This window comes from Nocardia flavorosea NBRC 108225 (genome assembly GCF_001613385.1).
GTDB lineage: Bacteria > Actinomycetota > Actinomycetes > Mycobacteriales > Mycobacteriaceae > Nocardia > Nocardia flavorosea.
Map to the genome: position 1 here is coordinate 137,411 of NZ_BDCG01000021.1, position 17,490 is coordinate 154,900.

Here is a 17,490-nt window from a genome sequence, read left to right on the forward strand (position 1 = left end):
CGGCGTTACTGCTCCTTCGCGGGTAGGTACTTGTTCTGCATGGCCTCGACCTCGGGGAAGCCGATCAGTTCCACGAATTCGTGGTGCTGGAGCGCATCGGCGCTCACCTCGGCCGGTGCTTCGCCCGCGGCCAGCCGTTTCAAGGTGGCCTGGGCCGCCCCGGCCACCGCCATCAGGACCTGGGTGGGTAGCAGGGCCAGCCGGACGCCGATCCGGTCGAGGATTTCGGGGGTGAAATCACGTTCGGTCCAGGTCGAGGCCGTGAGGGTAGCCATCAACGGTACGCCGACCTCTTCGTGGCAGCGCTGCCACTGCTCGACGGTTTCGAAGGTTTTGGTGACCGGCATGATCATGTCCGCGCCGGCCTCGACGTAGGCCTGGGCGCGGCGGAGGGCGTCGTCGCCGCGGGCGTCGGTGCGGGCGATGAGCAGGACGTCGTCGGGGATGGAGTCGCGGACGGCGCGGATCTTGCCGGTGGCCTCGGGGACGGTGATCAGGTCGACCGGGTCGCCTACGCAGATGGGGCAGGACTTGGGGGAGACCTGGTCTTCCATGAACATCCCGCCGACACCGGCGTCTACGAACTTGGCGGCGGTGCGGGCGGCGTTGACGGCATTGCCATAGCCGGTGTCTATATCGGCGACCAGGGGCAGTTTCGAGGATTCACGGATGGTGCGGACTGCCTGGAGGTTCTCGGTCTGGGTGTAGAGCTCGGCGTCGGGGAGGCCGAGGGCCGCGGAGACGGCGAAACCCGAGGCGCACAGGGCGCTGAACCCGGCCTGTTCGGCGAGGCGCGCGGTGAGGCCGTCCCATACGCCGGGGGCGTAGACGAGTCCGTTCGACGTGAGGTCTTTCAAGGTCGGGCTGGCCACCAGTCCACCCTCCGTTTCGCTATGCGGAATGCGTTTCGTTTTTCGATATCAGAACGGTAAGGTGGTGGGGGTCACAAAGTCAACCCCGATCGGCCGATCTGTTCGTAAGGTGGCGGCATCGATCGCGCGAACCGTGGAAGTGAGTGAGTAGCCGTGGCCGTGCCCACCTCGCCGAAGGCGAGCCTGCCTGCCGAGCCGGCAACGACCGGGAGTCGCGATGTCGTGGGCGCCGTTCTCAAGGCGTGCACGTTGCTGGGGCATTTCAGTGCCGATCGGCCCGTGTGGATGCTGAACGACCTCACCGCGGCCAGCGGGATGAACAAGACCACGGTGTTCCGGCTGATGGCCACGCTGATCCAGGCGGGATGGGTGGATCGCACCGAAGAAGGCGCCTACCGGGTGGCGATGCCGGTGTTCGAGATCGGGTCCGCGGCGCTGTCGAAACTCGATATCCGCTCGGCGGCAAAGCCTTTCATGTCCGAACTGGCGGCCGCGTTCGGTAATACGGCCTACCTGATGGTGCCCGCCGAACAGGGAGCGGTCTGTATCGATCTGCTGGAAGGGCGTAACTCGCTGGTCGTCGCCGGGATCAACATCGGATCCGTGATGCCCTACCATGCCGCGGCCGGGCCGACGGTCATGCTCGCACATTCGAAAGCGCTGCGGGACAGGTGGTTGACGACCGATCTGGCCGCGATCACCGACCGGACCATCACCGATGTGGACCGTCTCGTCGAACACCTCGACGAGATCGAGAGGGCCGGCTACTCGCTGAGCAACTCGGATTATCTGTCCGGTGTTGCCGCGGTGGCGGCGCCGATCCTGGGGCGGGACGGGTCGGTGGTCGCGTCGATCAGTGTGGGCGGCCGGGCCGAGGAGTTCGAAGGGGACGTACTCGCCGAAAAGATCGAGCGGGTATGTGCTGCCGGGGCACGGATCACCCGAATCGTGCAGGCGCTGCCGCGGAGCTGACGAGCCCGATTACGCGGAGACTCTCCCGATTCAGCGGGCCGGACGGTCCAGCCTGCCGAGGACCTCCACCACGACCGGTGCCGCGAGCTCCACACCGAGAAGTAGATCGTGGAAGCGGTGTGGCCGGCCCACGGTGGCTCGGGTGACGAGCCGGCTTGCTCCGCCCAGGGCCATCAGGCCCGACAGCACCCGCATCCGCGGCAGATTCGGGGTTGGGGAAGCCGCGGCCTCGACCCAGCCCAATCCGTAGGCAACGAAGGCGGAACCCATGAAACGTACGTGAGAATCGACCGTCGCGTCTGTGTTCATCCCGGGTTCCGCACGCGTCCCGGCCACCAGCTGGACCGCTCCGATCGCGACACACGACCATCCGGCAACACGTCCCATAACTCCGAGCTTCGACATGCAGCCATTCTGGCATCAGAAGTCGGGCAGTACGCCGGTATCAACGCCGTGGCACTCGCCCGGCTACCGGGATGCCGTCGGCGGGGGCCTCACCGGATCGAGAACAGCATGAACGCGGCCGGAATCTCCGGGGGCTGCCGGAGTCGGTTGTTCATCGGTTGATCCCCTGTCGGCCTCGATGCAGTCGAATCCTCGGCCGACTGGTGAGTCGGGGCGAGTGGCGAGTATCGGTTCCTGCCCGCCGCTTGGATGAAGCAGCCGACAATGGGCGGGTGAATAAACGAAAACCGGTCCGGGGCGATGGTGACCCGGGCACGCTCGTCGTGATGTGGGTGGTATGTCTGCCGCTCGCCTGGTTCTTCGGGCATCTCATCATCGATATACCGGTCCGCAACGCCGAAGTGGTGATGGCAGGTCTCGATTGGGCTGGAGAACAGGGCACTTTGACGGTCACCCGGTCCGAACGGGTGTATGAGGGGGGCGGCCGGGGAGGCGGTCACCGAACCACCCACTGTTTCGGAGATTTCGCACCGGCGCACGGATCCGAGCGGCTCCTCGATATCCGTGTTCACGTGGACGGTGATTGTGAGGCGGGGCGGGAGCTACCGGCGCGGTTGGTCCGTGCGGATCCGGAGAACTGGATCGACGGTAACGACCGAGACCATGCCTACGCCGGAGCCGGGTGGGGTTCAGCACTGTTCGTCGGGTTGTTCATGGGCATTTTCCTTCTACTCGTCGGAGGGATCCCGATCGTCTGCGTGGTCATGTTTCCGCTGATGCTCCTGCAACGCCTCTGGACCGGGCGTGGTCGAACCCCCTGACGGCGAAAGGCTCCGTCCCGCGGCATCGGGTCGGTCGTCGCGGCCACGATCACTGGTATTTATCCACCCGCAACCACGGCCGGAGCAGGTTCTCCTCGGTGGACGGGCCGGGTTGCCATTCGGCGATCCACGGACCGGTGCCTTCGCTCTGATCGAGGACGCCCTCCTCCAGCCACCGGTAGCGCCCGTCGAACACCTTGCGCGCGACGCGGACATCTTCGTCGTCGGTGTTGTCCCAGAGTGCATCGAACAGCTCCCGCACCCGGATTCGCGCCTGCCGGCAGAAGAGATCGGCCAACTCCCCGGCAGCTTCCCCGTCCGGCGTACCGCGGTCGGCCTGTGCCCGGACGCAGACCGCCGACATGGCGAACAGTTCCGCACCGATATCGACGAGTCGCCCCAGGAACACCTGCCGGTATTCGAGCTTCGCCTGCCAGCGCGCCATGCCGTACACCAGCGCGCGGGCTTGCTTGCGGGCCATGCGTTCGACGAAACGCATATGTGGCGCAAGCGGTCCGAAGTCGGTGAACGCGGCCGGTGTCGTGCCGGGGCCGACGGCGAGCTGCGGGAACCATTTGGCGTAGAAACCGCCGGCGCCCACCGCGGATCTGGCTTTCTCCTTGAACTCCGCGTGCCGGTCGACGAGCGCTCCGGCGGCGGCCATATGCGCGTCGGCCATTTCGCGGGCGATGAGCAACCGCATGATCTCGCTGGAGCCTTCGAAGATCCGGTTGATCCGCAGATCGCGCACCAGTTGCTCGGCGCCGACCGCGCGTTCGCCCCGCGCTCGTAGCGATGCCGCCGTCTCGTAACCGCGGCCGCCACGGATCTGCAGGAGTTCGTCGGCGATCCGGCAGCTCATCTCCGAGGACCAGAGCTTGGCGAGCGCTGCCTCGATGCGGATATCGTTGCGGTTCTCGTCGCACATGGTGGCCGAGAGGTCGAGTACGGCCTCCAGGGCGTAGGTGGTCGCGGCGATATAGGACACTTTGGCCGACACCGCGGCATGCTCGCCGACCGGGCGCCCCCACTGCACCCGAGCGGTACTCCATTCGCGGGCGATCTTCAGTGACCATTTGGCTGCCGCGGTGCACAGCGCCGGAATGGCGAGCCGACCGGCATTGAGCGTGGTCAACGCGATCTTCAAGCCGTCGCCTTCTCGGCCGATCAAATTTTCGCGGGGAACCCGGACGTTGTACATGCGGGTGACGCCGTTCTCGAGACCGCGCAGCCCCATGAACGAATTGCGCCGCTCCACGGTGATACCTGCGCTGTCGGCTTCGACGACGAAGGCGGAGATACCGCCGCGGTGCCCGTCGCTCTTCGGTACCCGCGCCATCACCACCAGCAGTTCCGCGACCACGCCGTTGGTGGTCCACAGTTTGACGCCGTTCAACTCGTAGGCGGAACCGTCGGCGGTGGGGGTCGCGGTGCTGGCCATCCGGGCCGGGTCGGAGCCGACATCGGGTTCGGTGAGCAGGAAGGCACTGATCGCCCCCTTCGCGCACCGCGGTAGGAAGCGTTCTTTCTGCTCCGGCGTGCCCGCCAGTTTCAGCGGTTCGGGGACGCCGATCGACTGGTGCGCGGACAGTAGCGCGCCCAGGCTGGGATGGACCGAACCGGCGAGCATCAGCGCCCTGTTGTAACCGACCTGGGAAAGGCCTTGTCCACCGTATTCGCGAGGAATCTTCAGGCCGAAGCAACCGAGGTCGGCGAGGCCCCGCACGTACTGCTCCGGGATACGGCCCTGTTCCTCGATCACGCTGCCGTCGACGGTTTCGCAGTAGGCGCGGAGCCGGGTCAGATACGCGTCGGTCTCGGCGGTGTCCTCGGCGCTGGGGCGTGGAAACGGGTGGATCAGATCCACCCGGTAGCGGCCGAGGAAAAGCTCCTTGGCAAAGGACGGTTTGGACCAGGTGGCCTCGCGGGATTCTTCGACGAGCTGCCGGGCCTGTTCCTCGGTGGCATCGACTTTCGCGACAGTGCTCATGCTGCCCTCCTCGGAGGTGATGGCGGTCACATCCGAGTGTAAGAGTGTTTGTTACCAGCCGGTAGGCTCAAAACTCGATTTCCCGGGTGCTCGGCCACGCCCGGCGGGCCGGGCAGGTCCGAATCCGCCCGGTGGGCGGTCCGCTCGGGAACGCGATTTACGGTGCGGTTGATATCCGCTGGGTCGACTCCAAACGCCCCAGCGGATGGTCGGCGGCGAGGGACTCCCGGGCCGCTTCCCAACCGGCATTGTCGATCCCGAATTCGTGGCGCAAGTACGCGGTGGTGACCGCCTGGACCAGGGCGACGCGTTCCGGATTCTCGTCGGTGGTTTCCGCGACCCGGTAACCGGAGATGCCCCCGAGGAAATGTTCCGCTCCGAAGAGCGTGAGCAAGCTTTTGTCGCCGGGGCTCAGGGTGTACGGGTCGGTTGTCCAGTCGGGTCCGCGAACGGTCAGCGGGTAGTCGTCGGCATCGCCGGCGACCACGAGGGTGGGCGTAGTCATCTGCGAGAAGTCCTGATCCGACAGCCACGCCGCGTGCTCGAGAGCAAAAGGGGTCAGGCTTTCGCCGCCTGCGCCCGCCGTGGCCAGCAGGATGCCGGCGGTGATTCGGGAATCCGCACGGTCCTCGACGTGCCCGGTGCTCGGGTCGCGGACGCGCAGACCCAGCAGAATACCTGCCGTCTGGCCGCCGAAGGAGTGGCCGGCCGCCGCGATACGGGTTCGATCGGGACGCCCGGCGAGACCGGGGACCGCGGCTTCCAGCACCTCCAGGTTGTCGAGGAGGTGCACCATATCGTCGACGCGGAACCGCCAGTGGTGTGGCCGGCGAGGGTCGTCGGCGACGAAGGGGAGCGTTTTCGAGTCGAGATGAGTGGGCTGGAGAACCACGAAACCGTGGGCGGCCCAATGGTCGGCGAGCGGGCCGTAACCGTCCAGCGATGAACTGTAACCGTGGGAGAGCAGGATGATCGGCAGATTATGCCCGGTCACCGGTGCGGAGACGCGGACGTGCAGATCCTCCCCGCGATCCGGCGCGGGCAGCACGATCGGTTTGACCGAGACGACCGGGGCGGCGGCGGGGCCGGGGATACCCGAGTTCGAGCTTGTCATGGGTGCGGTGTCCTCTTGCTTCGTTCCGCATGGCGCCGGGCCGGCGACCCGGCCGGGCCCGGAAACGGACCGATTCGGTGATTGCGGGTGCCACGACGATCCTGCACACCGGCCGGTCCTGCCGGGACCGGGTCGCCGGACGAACGGGCGGGTTACCGGTTCTCGACCGTCCGGGCGAGGATGCCGAGGGTGGCCCGGAGTCCCGATTCGGGAATGACCGGGAAAATCCCCGCCTCCCGGTAGGGGGCGGCGATCCGGCTCCAGTCGTAATAGGACGTCACCAGGGTGCCGGTCTCGCTGGGCTCCAGCCGGTAGCCGTAGAGATGTTCGATCGGTGGCTGGATCTGGCCGGAGATCGTCCATTCGATCTGCGCGTCCTGCTCGAACTCCGTGATGATCACCGTGACGTCGTATTTGCCCATCGGGAAATCGTTGAGCGATTCACGATCCATATGCACCAGGAACTCGTCCCCCACCGCGGTGACGGGTTTACCTTCGGCGGATTGCAGCATGCCCGAACTGTCGATCGCCACATGCCCGGCGGGCGAGCACAACAAGGCGAAGATCTCGTCGGGTCGCGCCGCGATCTCGCGTCGGACCTCGAACCGTTCCTCACTCACGAGGTCAACCTTCGCACAACGGCACTGAGCGGGCATCGGCAACGGGAAGTCGTCGGTGGCGGCCGGTCCGCTCGTTCCCTCAGCCCGCCGTATCCGCCCCGAGCCGTGGTGGTGCCGTGCGATAGGTCGCCGGGGTGGCACTGAGCCCGATCGGGTTGGCGATCTGCGCAACCGTGCCGGAGTCCTGGTCGTCGATACCGATCACCGGAGTCAGGCCGAGATTCTCCGCGTAGGTGATCGCGCCGGCGATATCGTTGAGCGGTCCGCAGGGCACCCGCGCCGCGGACAGTGCGGTGTACCAGGCGTCGGCCCCGTCGGCGGCCAGCAGATTCTCCAGCGCGGCGCGGAGTTCGTCGCGGTGAGCGACGCGGGCGGTGTTGGTGGCGAAGCGTTCGTCGGCGGCCATTTCGGCGACCCCGAGGACCTTTACCAGCGCAGCGAACTGGCGGTCGTTGCCGACCGCCAGCACCAGTGGCCGGTCGGCCGTCGCGAACACCTCGTAGGGAGCGATGCTCGGATGCCGGTTGCCCATCGCCTGGGGGACCACCCCGGCTCCGATGTAGCCGGAGGTCTGGTTGGTCAGGGCGGAGAGCAGCGACGACAACAGGTTGACCTCCACTCGCTGCCCCTCGCCCGTCCGGTCTCGATGCCGGAGCGCGGCCAGGATGCCGAGGGCCGCATGCAGGCCGGTGATGACATCGACCACGGCCACACCGACTTTGGTGGGGGTGGCGGGATCGGGCCCGGTGATGCTCATCAAACCGCCGACCGCCTGGATGAGCAGGTCGTATCCGGGCACTGTGTTGTCGCGGCCGAAACCGGTCACCGAACAGTAGACGATATCCGGATTGAACTCGGTGACCCGGTCGTATCCGAGCCCGAGCCGTTCCATCGTGCCGGGCAGGAAGTTCTCGACGACGACATCGGCGCGAGCCACCAGTTCCCGTGCCGCGGCGAGTCCTTCAGGACCCGACAGATCGAGCGCGACCGACTTCTTGTTGCGGTTCACGCTCAGGAAATAGGTGGATTCCGTCCCAGCCCAGGGCGGGCCCCAGCGGCGGGTATCGTCGCCGGTTCCGGGCCGTTCGACCTTGATCACTTCCGCACCGAAATCCGCGAGCAGCATCGTCGCGTACGGGCCAGCCAGGACGCGGCCGAAATCGGCGATGACCAGGCCGTCCAGTGCGCCGGTCACCGGAAGGCTGCCGAACCGGTGAGTGCCTTGCCGATGGTCAGCTGGTGGACCTCGGAGGTGCCTTCGTAGGTGAGCACGGATTCCAGGTTGTTGGCATGCCGGATCACCGGGTATTCGAGGGTGATGCCGTTGGCGGCGAGGATGGTCCGGCATTCGCGGGCGATGGCGATGGCCTCGCGCACATTGTTGAGTTTGCCGGTGCTGACCTGTTCGGGTGTGATGTCGCCGCGGTCCTTGATCCGGCCCAGGTGGTAGGCGAGCAGATGTCCCTTACCGACTTCCAGCGCCATATCCGCGAGCTTGGCCTGGGTGAGCTGGTAGCCCGCCAGTGGTTTGCCGAAGACCTGCCGGGTCTGCGCGTAGTCGATCGCGGTTTCCAGGCAGTCGCGGGCGGCGCCGATCGCGCCGAAGACGATGCCGAACCGGGCTTCGCCGAGGCTGGTGAGGGGGCCGCGCAGACCCTGCGCGAGGGGCAGCATCGCCGCGGCAGGCAGCCGGACATCCTCCAGTACGAGTTCGGAGGTCACCGAGGCGCGCAGCGACATTTTCGCCCGGATCTCAGGGGCGGAGAAACCCGGGGTGCCGGTGGGAACGACGAAACCGCGGATACCCTCTTCGGTCTGGGCCCAGACCACCGCGACATCGGCGATCGAGCCGTTGGTGATCCACATTTTCGTGCCGTTGAGCACCCAGTCGCCGCCGTCGCGCACCGCGCGGGTGCGCATCCCGGCCGGGTCGGAGCCGTGATCGGGTTCGGTGAGGCCGAAGCAGCCGATCGCCCGGCCGGCGGCCATCGACGGCAGCCACTGCTGTTTCTGTTCCTCGCTGCCCCAGTGGTGGATCGAGAACATCGCCAGCGATCCCTGCACCGACACCAGGCTGCGGATACCGGAGTCGACGGCCTCGAGTTCGAGGCAGGCCAGACCGTAGGCGGTGGCGCTCGTCCCGGCGCAGTCGTATCCGTCCAGATGCATGCCGAGCACGCCCAGCGAACCGAGTTCGACGGCCAGTTCACGCGCCGGGAGGCGGCCTTCCTCGAACCATTCGGCGATATGTGGCCGGATTCGCTCGGCTGCGAATTTGCGTACGGTAGACCGGATTTCGATCTCCTCCGGCGTAAGAAGTGAGTCGAGATCGAACAGCTGGGTCAGCGACTGGGACATGCGGCCTCCGGCGGGGTGTGCGCTTCGGGTAAACGGTAAAAACGTTTGCAGGAACGATTGCGAGAACGTTTGCATGCCTACGCTAGACTTGCCCCCGCAAGACAGTCAAACCTGGAAGGACCCCACGTCGAGATGCACCGACCCACCCGCGCTCCGACCCTCAAGGAGATCGCCGAGCGCGCCGGGGTACATATCTCCACGGTCTCCCGGGTGCTGCGGCAGGACGAACCCGTGGACGGCTGGACGCCGTCGGCCCGCCGGGTCCGCGAAGTGGCCGCCGAAATCGGCTATCAACCGAACCTGTGGGCAGCCAGCCTGCGGACCCGCAAAACCACCACCCTCGGCGTGGTGATGCCGCGCTTGACCGACGGCGTTGTCGCCACGACTTACCAGGGCATCGAAGTAGCCGCCACCCGCGCCGGCTACTCGGTACTGCTGTCGAGCCCGCCCGACGACCTCGACGCGCAACGACGCGCGGTGGAGCTACTGCTCGGCCGGCAGGTCGACGGACTGCTGCTCAGCAGCCTCCACATCCCCGGCGGCCCATTCCTGGAATCGCTGCCGATCGGCCCGCTGCCGATCCTCACGCTCACCCGGCACGCCGACGCGGGACTCCCGTTCGTGGTCGGCGACGACCGCCTCGGCGGCTACCTGGCCGCCCGCCACCTCCTCGACCATGGCTACTCCGACCTCGCCGTCATCAACGGCCCCGAACACGCGACCACGGCACGCGACCGGATGCTCGGATTCTCCGACGCCCTGGCCGAAGCCGGGATCACCCTGCCTCCGCACCGGATCGCCGAATCGACCTTCGAAGTCGCCGGCGGCGTTGCCGCGGGTCACGAACTCCTCGACCGCCCCGATCGCCCACGGGCAGTTTTCGCCGTCACCGACACCATCGCCATCGGCGTGCTCGGGGTGGCCCGGGATCTCGGGCTGACGGTTCCGGATGATCTCGCCCTCGTCGGCTACAACGACATCCCGGTCGCCGCCCAGCTGCCCGTCCCGTTGACAACGATCCGCTCACCCGCACAGCAGATCGGTGCCACCGCCGTGAGCAAACTGCTCGAGCTCATCGGCGGGCACGAGGTCGAGTCGGCGCGGTTGCCGGTGGAACTCGTGGTGCGCGGAACGAGCTGAACCCAGGCGTGCGTTTGGACGTCTCGAACGTCACCCTGGAGTTGTCCCCGACTGTCCTCGGCGACGATGTGCTGTGCTGACCGGTTGGTCACCCGATCGGGCTCCTCACGCATCCCGAGATCGTCTGGTCGAACCCCTCCGGGGCCGCGACGGGAAGCCGGTGGACCTGCGAAATCACGGAGTGGCGGGTGTGATGTAGCGAATGGCGGCCCGTCGAGGCACTATCGACGGGTCGCCGGCCAACTCCGGGAACGGGAACTTACAGCGGACCCCACCTGGTGTCGGCGCCTTCGCGAAAGGCGGTGAAGGAGGCGTCGAGTTCGCCGGTGGCGCTGCACATCACCTGGGTGCGGTTCTCGATATCGAGGGCGTGCCGGAGGCTGGGGGAGTCCACGGTCTGCCACATGGTTTCCTTCGTCATCCAGACCGCGAGCGGGGAGTGGCAGGCGATTTCCTCTGCCTTGGCGATGGCGCGGTCGAGGAGGTCGCCGGTGCCGGTCACCTCGAGTACGAGGCCCATACGCTCGGCCTCGTGGGCGTCGAAGATACGGCCGGTGAGCAGGAGTTCGGCTGAACGGGAGCCGCCGACCAGGCGTGGGAGGTGGTAGCTGGTGCCCATATCGCAGGCCGAGATGCCGTGCCGGATGAAAACGGCGCCGAAACTCGCCTCGGCGCTTGCGAATCGGATATCGCAGGCCAGTGCCAGGGCGAAACCACCGCCGACCGCGGCTCCGTTCACGGCGGCGATCACGGGCTGGCGGAGCCGGTGGATTTTCTCGAAGCCGAGGCCATCAGTTCCTGGGAGGCATAGATCCGGGCCATCGGGGAGTGGACCGAACCCAGCAGGGCGGCCGTGGGAGTGGCGTCTGTGGCGGTGAAGTCTTCGGGCTGCGCTTTGAGGTCGGCGCCGGCGGAGAAACCGGCGCCCGCGCCGGTGATGACGACGGCGCGGACGTTCGGCTTTCCGTTCACTTCGTCCAGCACGGTGTGCAATTCCGCGACCGTCTGGTTGTCGAGCGCGTTCCGCCGGTGCGGGCGGTCGATCGTCAGGACGACTACGCCGGAGGGCAGGTATTCGATGGCGAGCTGGGACACGGTTCGGACCTTTCCGGAAGCGGACTCAGCGGGCGACGGTGCCGCCGTCGACCAGGAAGGTCTGGCCGGTGATGAAACTGCCTGCGTCGGAGCACAGCAGCAGTGCCGTCCCGACCATTTCGTCGGGTTCGGCGAGACGGCCCAGGAGGGAGCCGCGGGCCATCGCCTCGATGAACTCGGGCGGGTTCTTCCGAACCATGTCGGTATCGACCGCGCCGGGCGCCAGGGCGTTGACGCGGATACCGTCTGCCGCGAATTCGGCGGCCATGGAGCGGGTGAACGACAGCAGCGCGGCTTTGCCCGCCGCGTACATCGACAGTGCGGGCGCGAACTGCATCGCCGCGACGGAACCGAAGTTGAGTACGGCGGCGTGTTCGCTGGCTCGCAGGTACGGCAGCGCAGCCTGGATCAGGAACAGTGGGCCCTGCACGTTGACGCCGAACGATTTGTCGACCGCTTCCGGCTGCATACTGCCCAAGGGTTGCGCGAGCGCATTGGCGGCGTTGTTGACGACGATATCGAGTCCACCGAAGGTCTGCGCTGTGGTCTCCACCAGGTCGTGCAACGCGCTCACCTCGCCGAGATGGGTCGGGACGCCGATGGCTTCCGCGCCGAGTTCCCGCAGCCGGGATGCGGCCTTGTCGCAGGCCTCCGGTTTACGGCTGGCCACGACGATATTCGCGCCCGCGCAAGCGAAGCCCTCGGCCAACGCCAGCCCGATACCGCGGGTTCCGCCCGTGATGATCGCGGTCCGGCCGCTCAGGTCGAACAGCTTCTGGTAGGAGTCCTTGTCCACTCCGGCCACCCTCTCGATCTCCGGGCGATACTGCCCGCCACTGACTACAGCCGCAGTCAGTTGTATCAGTACGGGAAGGCGCACGGGCGGGACTTCGTCATCGGAGGGCCGGCGACGGACGGCGCCGACCGGAGTCGGGCCGGTCGACCGACTGCCCCGCGGACTACGCAGAGCGCCGGGCCGGCCGTAACCCTGATCGCGTCGCGTAGTGGCGGCCGACTGCGCTGTCCCGGCTCGTCCGCCGACGCCCCGGCGGACGAGCCGTCGAACGGTTTTCCTTGCCGGTTTCGTCGCCGAGCGGCTGCGGCGACCGGATCGGTCGTTACCCAGTTTCAGGACCGGGCAGGGGTTCAGTGATCGATGGTGACGGTATCGATGCAGGTCGCGGCGGCGGGGAGTTCGTCGGCGAGGAAGACGGTCTGCGCCATCATCTTGTAGCCCGACATCTGCTCGCGGAAGACCTCGATGGATTCCTCCGGGTGCACCGAATCGATCACCGCGTGCGGGCCGATCGCGTTGAACTGGTGGCTGACCCCGCGCGGAATCTGCATATCCACGAACGAGCACGGCGGCACGATCAGGTTGTATCGGGTGCGGTGCACGCCGGCGGGAGTCTCGGGCAGATCGTCTTCGAAGGTGGCCGGGCGGAACGGTGTCACGCCCGGAACGTCGGTGATGTCGAAGGGGGAGAGGCTGCCGACCCGGATGCGGGTGTCGGGGCCGGTCATCATCCGCACGAAACGTAGTCCGGTGTGCAGGTGCATCCGGGAGCAGATATCGCGTTCGGCGACATCGTAGAAGTCCATGATGTAGCGGTCGGCGAAGAAACCGTCGAACGGTTTCTCGATCATGTACACATCGCCCTCCTCGAAAGTCTGGGAGCGCACGATGCCGTCGGAGTCCGGGGTCGTCGCCGCCGTGCTCGCTTTGGCACGGGTGACGATATCGGCGAAGGCGTTCACCACCGCCAGCGCGACCGGCTCCGGGAATTGCGCGACCGGGGTGACGGAATTGCGGCCCGCGTCCCGGAACGTGGCGACATCGTGGATCTCGTTGTCGTCGTCGGCCTGCTGTTTGAGAGGGGCGGGATTCTGCGGTGCGGACATCGGTGGGGGACTCCTGGTTTCGGGCAATGACTGAAGCGACGCGGAAAAGTTCAGGGGCCCACCTCGAAGGATCGCAACCACAGTTCGAGGGTGAGAACCAGCCACAGCTTGCCGCCTTGCCGCGGCAGCAGAGAGCCGTCGCCGCGTAACCAGGCGCGCAGCGTATCGGCGCGGAACAGATCACGGGCCCGTGCGCTGGGACCGAAGAGCAGATCGTTGCCCAGCTCGGCCAGCGGGCCGGTGAGCCACTGTTGCACCGGAACCCGCATCCCGCTCTTGGGCCGGTCGACAATGGTCGCGGGCAGGAGATCGCGGACGGCTTCCTTCAGAATCCATTTCTCCGTGGTCCCGGCGAGTTTCAGGTTCGCCGGTATCCGGAACGAATAGTCGATGACCGTACGGTCGAACAGCGGGGCGCGACCCTCCACTCCGCTGGCAGCAGTGAGCCGCTCGACCTTGGTGAGGATGTGGTGCGCGCCTTTGGTGCGCAGGTTGGTGTGCAGGAGTTGGTTGAGCAGGCCGGTCATCCGGCCCGGCCGCAGATACGGGGACAGTAGGTCGGTCAGCGGTGGTGCGTCCGATAATTCGGCGAGGACGCCGGGGGTGAGCAGGACGGGCAGGTCGCCGTGGCATTTGCGGTAGCTGTCGAGATAGGCGCGGGCGCGGGCTTGCGGGCTGGGATCGTCACGGAACAGTTCGAAGATCAGCATCGGCAGGTTCTTCGGGCCGCCGAATACCGGATCGCCGCCTTCACCGTTGAGGACGGTGGTGGCACCGTCGGCCGCGGCGGCCTCGGCGAGCAGCAGGTTCGGCACGGTCAGCGGATCACCGACCGGGCAGTCCAGCAGGGAAACGGTATGTGCGAGCCGATCGGCGACGGCGGTTCCGGGCACAGTAAGAACCCGGTGATCGGTGTGGCAGTGCGTGGCGACCAGGCCCGAATAGGCGAGCTCGTTCGGGGTGGTGCCGTCGAAACCGATCGAATACGAGCGCACCGGATGTTCGTGCAGTTTCGTGGCCAGCGCGGTGACCAGACTGCTGTCGATACCGCCGGACAACAGGACCGCGACCGGTTCGCCGGCGGGAAGACGCCGCGCGGTCGCGCTTTCGAGGAGGTCACGCAACCGCTGTGCGTGTTCATGGGCGGGTCTGTCCTCGGTGTGCTCCGCGGGTTCCCAGAAGATCTGCTCATCGACCGAACCGTCGAGCCGCAGCCGCAGGCATCGGCCCGGCAGCACCTCGTGGATTCCGCGCAGCAGAGTTTCCGACCCCGGCAGGTAGGCGAAGGTGAGGAACGAGCGCACCGCGGGCAGATGCAGCCCGGTGTCGAGATCGGGCCAGCGTCGCAGGGCCCGTAGCGAGGTCGCCGCCGCCCAGTGGCCGCGGGCGCGGGCATGGAACAGGGTGCGGGCGCCGACGTGGTCGCGGACCAGCACCAGTTCGGCGCCGCCGGAGATCGCGAGGGCGAACATCCCGTCGGCCGCGGCCAGGCCTGCGGTGCCGAAACGTGCATAACAGGCCAGCAGCAGTAGCCCGTCGGCACAATCGGCCGGTGGAGCATCCGCGCCCAGACGTTGCCGCAGTTCCGCGGCATTGAACAGCGTGACCTCGCCTATTGCTGTCAGATCTCCCCAGGCGAAGGGCCCCGCGGCCCGGCCCGGTTCGTCGTGCAGCAGCCCGAAGGCGCTGCGCCCCGATACCGAAACCGGGTCGCCGCCGACCGCGCATACCTGTGCGGCCGGATCGTGCTCTGTCAGGAAGGCGCACCATCGGCTCACTGCTGCTCCTCAGCCGAAATCGCCGTCGGAATCGGCGTCGCCGCCCCATTCGCCGTATTCGCCGGAGCCCTCCGTGGTTCCGGCCGGGTCTTCTTCGGCGGCCAGGCGCAGCTCCTCTTCCTGCTCGGGGGACAGTGACTCCGGCGGCGCGATGAGGCTGCCCACCAGCACCGCGCCCGCCGCGGCGGCGAGGATACCGCCGAGCCGGCCGCCGAACGACGAGCGATTGGCGGTCAGTGTGCCGTCACCCCACAGGGTGCGGCCGTAACCTGCCTCGCGCCCGTAGACCACGCGGCCGTCGCCGTAGGTGCGTTTGATGAGATGACGCCCCAGTGGCTCGTCGGTGCCGGTGGCGCCGCTGTCGTCGCGCCACGACACCCGCCCGTCCGGTTCGCGGGAACGCCATTCCTGGCGGCCGTCGGAATACCTGCGGTGCACCGTCCGGTCGGCCAGTAGCTCGTCGGTGTAGGTGATCTCGTTGCGCATACTCGGGTCTTTCATGAGGCGGGCCAGGTGAGAAAGCCGGTCCGCCGGGCCCGGCGGATTTCGATCAACGCGTTACCGGGCCGGTGCACATCGCGGACCAGCCGGTGCACACTGCGCAGCAGTACCGCGGGATTCACCGACTCCACCTCGACGGCGCGGTCCCGGCCGAGGGTTGTGCTGCGCGTTTGCGTCAGGTGTAGCGGTGCGGTCTGCGCCGGGCGCAGGCCGATCGGCACGATATCGATGCCGTCGGGGATATCGGTCAGGGCGGGCAACCGCTCCGGAAAGGTGAGATCCGCCGGGGTCGCGTCGTGCAGGACGTAGACGGTGCCGTGCGCACGGGCGAGCATTGCCGTAACCCCCGGATCGAGAGGTAGTTCCGCGGCGCTCACCACCGGGCACGCCGATTCCATCGGCATGCCGTTGGCACGCAACATGGCCGCGACCGCCGTGGAACGGCAGACCAGCAGCCGTGGCAGCCCGTAATCGAACAGATCCGGTTCCGGTGTGTGCGCACCTACGGTCGCCGGAGCGGCAGGGGGCGGGCCCAGTAGTCCGGGTATCTCACCGATTCGGTCCAGTGCCGCCCGGAAAGCGCGATACGGCACTACCGGTGGCACTGTGAAGGCGGGCCGGCGCGGTAACCGGTGTACCGGCAATATCGTGCGGCACAACTCGTAGTACAGCTGCCGTTCGGTGAACAGCAGTCCGTTCGGCGCCGCGGCCCGTCTCGCGGCAATACGTACGAGGCGGTCCAACGGACCGGCCATCACGCCGCCGGCCATGTCAGGAATCCGGTCTCCCGCGCCGTGCGCCGTTCGGCATCGGTTTCGTCCTCGAGTTTCTCGGCGGCGCGGGTGACAACCGCGATGAGCCGCGCCGGTGGGATCGCCGCGATCGGTGACCACCAACCGTCCGCGAGCCAATCGATTTCTTGCTGGGTGAGCCCTACGGAGTGCAGATAAGAGATCCGATTGCCGGCCGGTGGTCGTTCGCGCAACCGGATGGCGGATTCGTTGTCCAGCACGGCGCGCGGGGCGAGACCCAGGACCCGCACGCGCTCACCGAGGGCCAACCGGGCCGCCCTGGCGGTGGCGAATCCCTGCAAGCTCGCATCGTGTAGCAACAGCACGGGGATGCCGGCCGGGGCATTCTCGATCCGGTCGGCAAGGGCCATATCGTAGGCCTGCGGGATCCCATTGGCCGCCAGGCATGCCCGCACGCTCGGATCGTCGCAGACCAGGGCAACCCGGGGCTGTTCGATCACCGGAATCGGAACCTGCTGCTCGTCGAGGATGCCCGGCGGGAATTCGCCGTAGACGCCGACCCAGCGACCGATCACATCCGTCCGGAACCCGTACGCGGTCACCGGCATCGCGATCCGGGTACGCTGCCGGAACAAGGGCCGGCAGGCATAGATCACCACCAGACCCGCTGCCAGGACGACGACACCGGACAGGAGCACTTTCCAGAACACGAAAGGACCGCTCCACCCCTGGATACCACTGAGCAGGCACAGGATGTAGGTAGCCAGGACAGTGAGGAGCACCCAGGTGCCGGCCGCACCGCCGATGTAACGGTCCAGGTCGGGCAATCGCCGCCGCGCTGCCGTGTACCAGAGTTGCGTCACGGTGGCAGACAGGCCGCGACCGGCCGAGAGGCGTTCGGTCAGCGACCGTAACCGCAGATCGTGCAGGCCCAGCGGCTCCGCTTTGGGGTCGAGCGCGAACTTCCGCTCACATTTGGAGCACCGGTGATCGGTGCGTTCCCGGCGCAGCAGACTCCCACTGCAATGCGGACAGATCATGGTCCGTCCTCCCTCCGGCGCACGTACCAGCAGGTCGTGCCTCATTCTCGCGGCAGGTCTGAATGACTGCTCTTCAACATTTAGCACGGAAATGCGAACACTTCGTGGCCGATATGGTCCTTGTCGTCGT

General features: G+C 67.1%; 16 protein-coding genes and 1 pseudogene. 3 read left to right on the forward strand and 14 right to left on the reverse strand.

The annotated features are described in order from the left end of the window. Positions 1-5: 5 nt before the first annotated feature. On the reverse strand, positions 6-872 hold the full coding sequence (locus tag NFL01S_RS27325) for an isocitrate lyase/PEP mutase family protein (protein ID WP_371851868.1): 867 nt from the start codon (positions 870-872) through the stop codon (positions 6-8). 159 nt (positions 873-1,031) lie between these two features. Between NFL01S_RS27325 and NFL01S_RS27330 the strand changes: the two genes are divergently transcribed. Next, positions 1,032-1,844 (forward strand): IclR family transcriptional regulator, encoded by an 813-nt coding sequence (locus NFL01S_RS27330; protein WP_245670909.1) that lies wholly within the window; start codon positions 1,032-1,034, stop codon positions 1,842-1,844. A 30-nt stretch (positions 1,845-1,874) separates the two neighbouring features. On the opposite strand, the gene NFL01S_RS27335 is transcribed toward NFL01S_RS27330, so the two are convergent. Continuing rightward, positions 1,875-2,249, reverse strand: coding sequence for a DUF4345 domain-containing protein (locus tag NFL01S_RS27335; RefSeq protein ID WP_084493303.1), 375 nt, complete (start codon positions 2,247-2,249; stop codon positions 1,875-1,877). A 272-nt stretch (positions 2,250-2,521) separates the two neighbouring features. Here NFL01S_RS27335 and NFL01S_RS27340 point away from each other — a divergent pair, with 272 nt between their 5' ends. Next, positions 2,522-3,070, forward strand: coding sequence for a hypothetical protein (locus NFL01S_RS27340; RefSeq protein WP_157117005.1), 549 nt, complete (start codon positions 2,522-2,524; stop codon positions 3,068-3,070). A gap of 49 nt (positions 3,071-3,119) precedes the next feature. Here the strand turns inward: NFL01S_RS27340 and NFL01S_RS27345 are convergent, their stop codons facing one another. The 5 genes from NFL01S_RS27345 to NFL01S_RS27365 all read right to left on the reverse strand — a co-directional run bounded on the left by NFL01S_RS27345 (position 3,120) and on the right by NFL01S_RS27365 (position 9,152). Then, positions 3,120-5,060, reverse strand: coding sequence for an acyl-CoA dehydrogenase family protein (locus NFL01S_RS27345; RefSeq protein WP_062979317.1), 1,941 nt, complete (start codon positions 5,058-5,060; stop codon positions 3,120-3,122). Positions 5,061-5,217: 157 nt separating this feature from the next. Further along, positions 5,218-6,174, reverse strand: a complete 957-nt coding sequence (locus tag NFL01S_RS27350) for an alpha/beta hydrolase family protein (RefSeq protein WP_062979176.1) — start codon at positions 6,172-6,174, stop codon at positions 5,218-5,220. Between the two features lie 152 nt (positions 6,175-6,326). Next, positions 6,327-6,794 carry an SRPBCC family protein gene (locus NFL01S_RS27355; RefSeq protein ID WP_157117007.1) on the reverse strand — a complete coding sequence of 156 codons (468 nt, stop codon included), beginning with the start codon at positions 6,792-6,794 and terminating at the stop codon, positions 6,327-6,329. A gap of 79 nt (positions 6,795-6,873) precedes the next feature. Continuing rightward, the gene (locus NFL01S_RS27360; RefSeq protein WP_062979178.1) at positions 6,874-7,989 is read right to left on the reverse strand and encodes a CaiB/BaiF CoA transferase family protein; all 1,116 of its coding nucleotides are present in this window, start codon (positions 7,987-7,989) and stop codon (positions 6,874-6,876) included. Then, positions 7,986-9,152 (reverse strand): acyl-CoA dehydrogenase family protein, encoded by a 1,167-nt coding sequence (locus NFL01S_RS27365; RefSeq protein ID WP_062979179.1) that lies wholly within the window; start codon positions 9,150-9,152, stop codon positions 7,986-7,988. The genes NFL01S_RS27360 and NFL01S_RS27365 overlap by 4 nt, the downstream gene beginning before the upstream one ends. Before the next feature lie 132 nt (positions 9,153-9,284). On the opposite strand from NFL01S_RS27365, the gene NFL01S_RS27370 reads away from it, so the two are divergent. Further along, positions 9,285-10,292, forward strand: a complete 1,008-nt coding sequence (locus tag NFL01S_RS27370; RefSeq protein WP_062979180.1) for a LacI family DNA-binding transcriptional regulator — start codon at positions 9,285-9,287, stop codon at positions 10,290-10,292. 259 nt (positions 10,293-10,551) lie between these two features. Here NFL01S_RS27370 and NFL01S_RS27375 read toward each other — a convergent pair. The 7 genes and pseudogenes from NFL01S_RS27375 to NFL01S_RS27405 all read right to left on the reverse strand — a co-directional run bounded on the left by NFL01S_RS27375 (position 10,552) and on the right by NFL01S_RS27405 (position 17,360). Next, positions 10,552-11,372 (reverse strand): annotated as a pseudogene (locus NFL01S_RS27375) (enoyl-CoA hydratase/isomerase family protein). 40 nt (positions 11,373-11,412) lie between these two features. Beyond that, positions 11,413-12,183 carry an SDR family NAD(P)-dependent oxidoreductase gene (locus tag NFL01S_RS27380; RefSeq protein ID WP_062979318.1) on the reverse strand — a complete coding sequence of 257 codons (771 nt, stop codon included), beginning with the start codon at positions 12,181-12,183 and terminating at the stop codon, positions 11,413-11,415. Positions 12,184-12,533: 350 nt separating this feature from the next. After that, entirely contained in the window at positions 12,534-13,289 is a 756-nt protein-coding gene (locus NFL01S_RS27385) for a hypothetical protein (RefSeq protein WP_062979181.1), read from the reverse strand. 50 nt (positions 13,290-13,339) lie between these two features. Next, on the reverse strand, positions 13,340-15,067 hold the full coding sequence (locus NFL01S_RS27390) for an asparagine synthetase B family protein (RefSeq protein ID WP_062979182.1): 1,728 nt from the start codon (positions 15,065-15,067) through the stop codon (positions 13,340-13,342). 9 nt (positions 15,068-15,076) lie between these two features. Continuing rightward, positions 15,077-15,568, reverse strand: a complete 492-nt coding sequence (locus tag NFL01S_RS27395) for a hypothetical protein (RefSeq protein ID WP_245670910.1) — start codon at positions 15,566-15,568, stop codon at positions 15,077-15,079. After that, complete coding sequence (locus NFL01S_RS27400) at positions 15,565-16,338, reverse strand: hypothetical protein (protein ID WP_245670911.1); 774 nt, start codon at positions 16,336-16,338, stop codon at positions 15,565-15,567. The genes NFL01S_RS27395 and NFL01S_RS27400 overlap by 4 nt, the downstream gene beginning before the upstream one ends. After that, positions 16,323-17,360: a hypothetical protein gene (locus NFL01S_RS27405; RefSeq protein ID WP_062979183.1), complete on the reverse strand. Its 1,038-nt coding sequence runs from the start codon at positions 17,358-17,360 to the stop codon at positions 16,323-16,325. The genes NFL01S_RS27400 and NFL01S_RS27405 overlap by 16 nt, the downstream gene beginning before the upstream one ends. Between the last annotated feature and the right edge of the window lie 130 nt (positions 17,361-17,490).

What these genes read in the sequence shown, in the direction of transcription:
- NFL01S_RS27335 (WP_084493303.1), bottom strand. Translation starts at nt 2,249, where the DNA reads ATGTCGAAGCTCGGAGTTATGGGACGTGTTGCCGGATGGTCGTGTGTC.
- NFL01S_RS27345 (WP_062979317.1), bottom strand. Translation starts at nt 5,060, where the DNA reads ATGAGCACTGTCGCGAAAGTCGATGCCACCGAGGAACAGGCCCGGCAG.
- NFL01S_RS27350 (WP_062979176.1), bottom strand. Translation starts at nt 6,174, where the DNA reads ATGACAAGCTCGAACTCGGGTATCCCCGGCCCCGCCGCCGCCCCGGTC.
- NFL01S_RS27365 (WP_062979179.1), bottom strand. Translation starts at nt 9,152, where the DNA reads ATGTCCCAGTCGCTGACCCAGCTGTTCGATCTCGACTCACTTCTTACG.
- NFL01S_RS27370 (WP_062979180.1), top strand. Translation starts at nt 9,285, where the DNA reads ATGCACCGACCCACCCGCGCTCCGACCCTCAAGGAGATCGCCGAGCGC.
- NFL01S_RS27385 (WP_062979181.1), bottom strand. Translation starts at nt 13,289, where the DNA reads ATGTCCGCACCGCAGAATCCCGCCCCTCTCAAACAGCAGGCCGACGAC.
- NFL01S_RS27395 (WP_245670910.1), bottom strand. Translation starts at nt 15,568, where the DNA reads ATGAAAGACCCGAGTATGCGCAACGAGATCACCTACACCGACGAGCTA.
- NFL01S_RS27400 (WP_245670911.1), bottom strand. Translation starts at nt 16,338, where the DNA reads ATGGCCGGCGGCGTGATGGCCGGTCCGTTGGACCGCCTCGTACGTATT.
- NFL01S_RS27405 (WP_062979183.1), bottom strand. Translation starts at nt 17,360, where the DNA reads ATGATCTGTCCGCATTGCAGTGGGAGTCTGCTGCGCCGGGAACGCACC.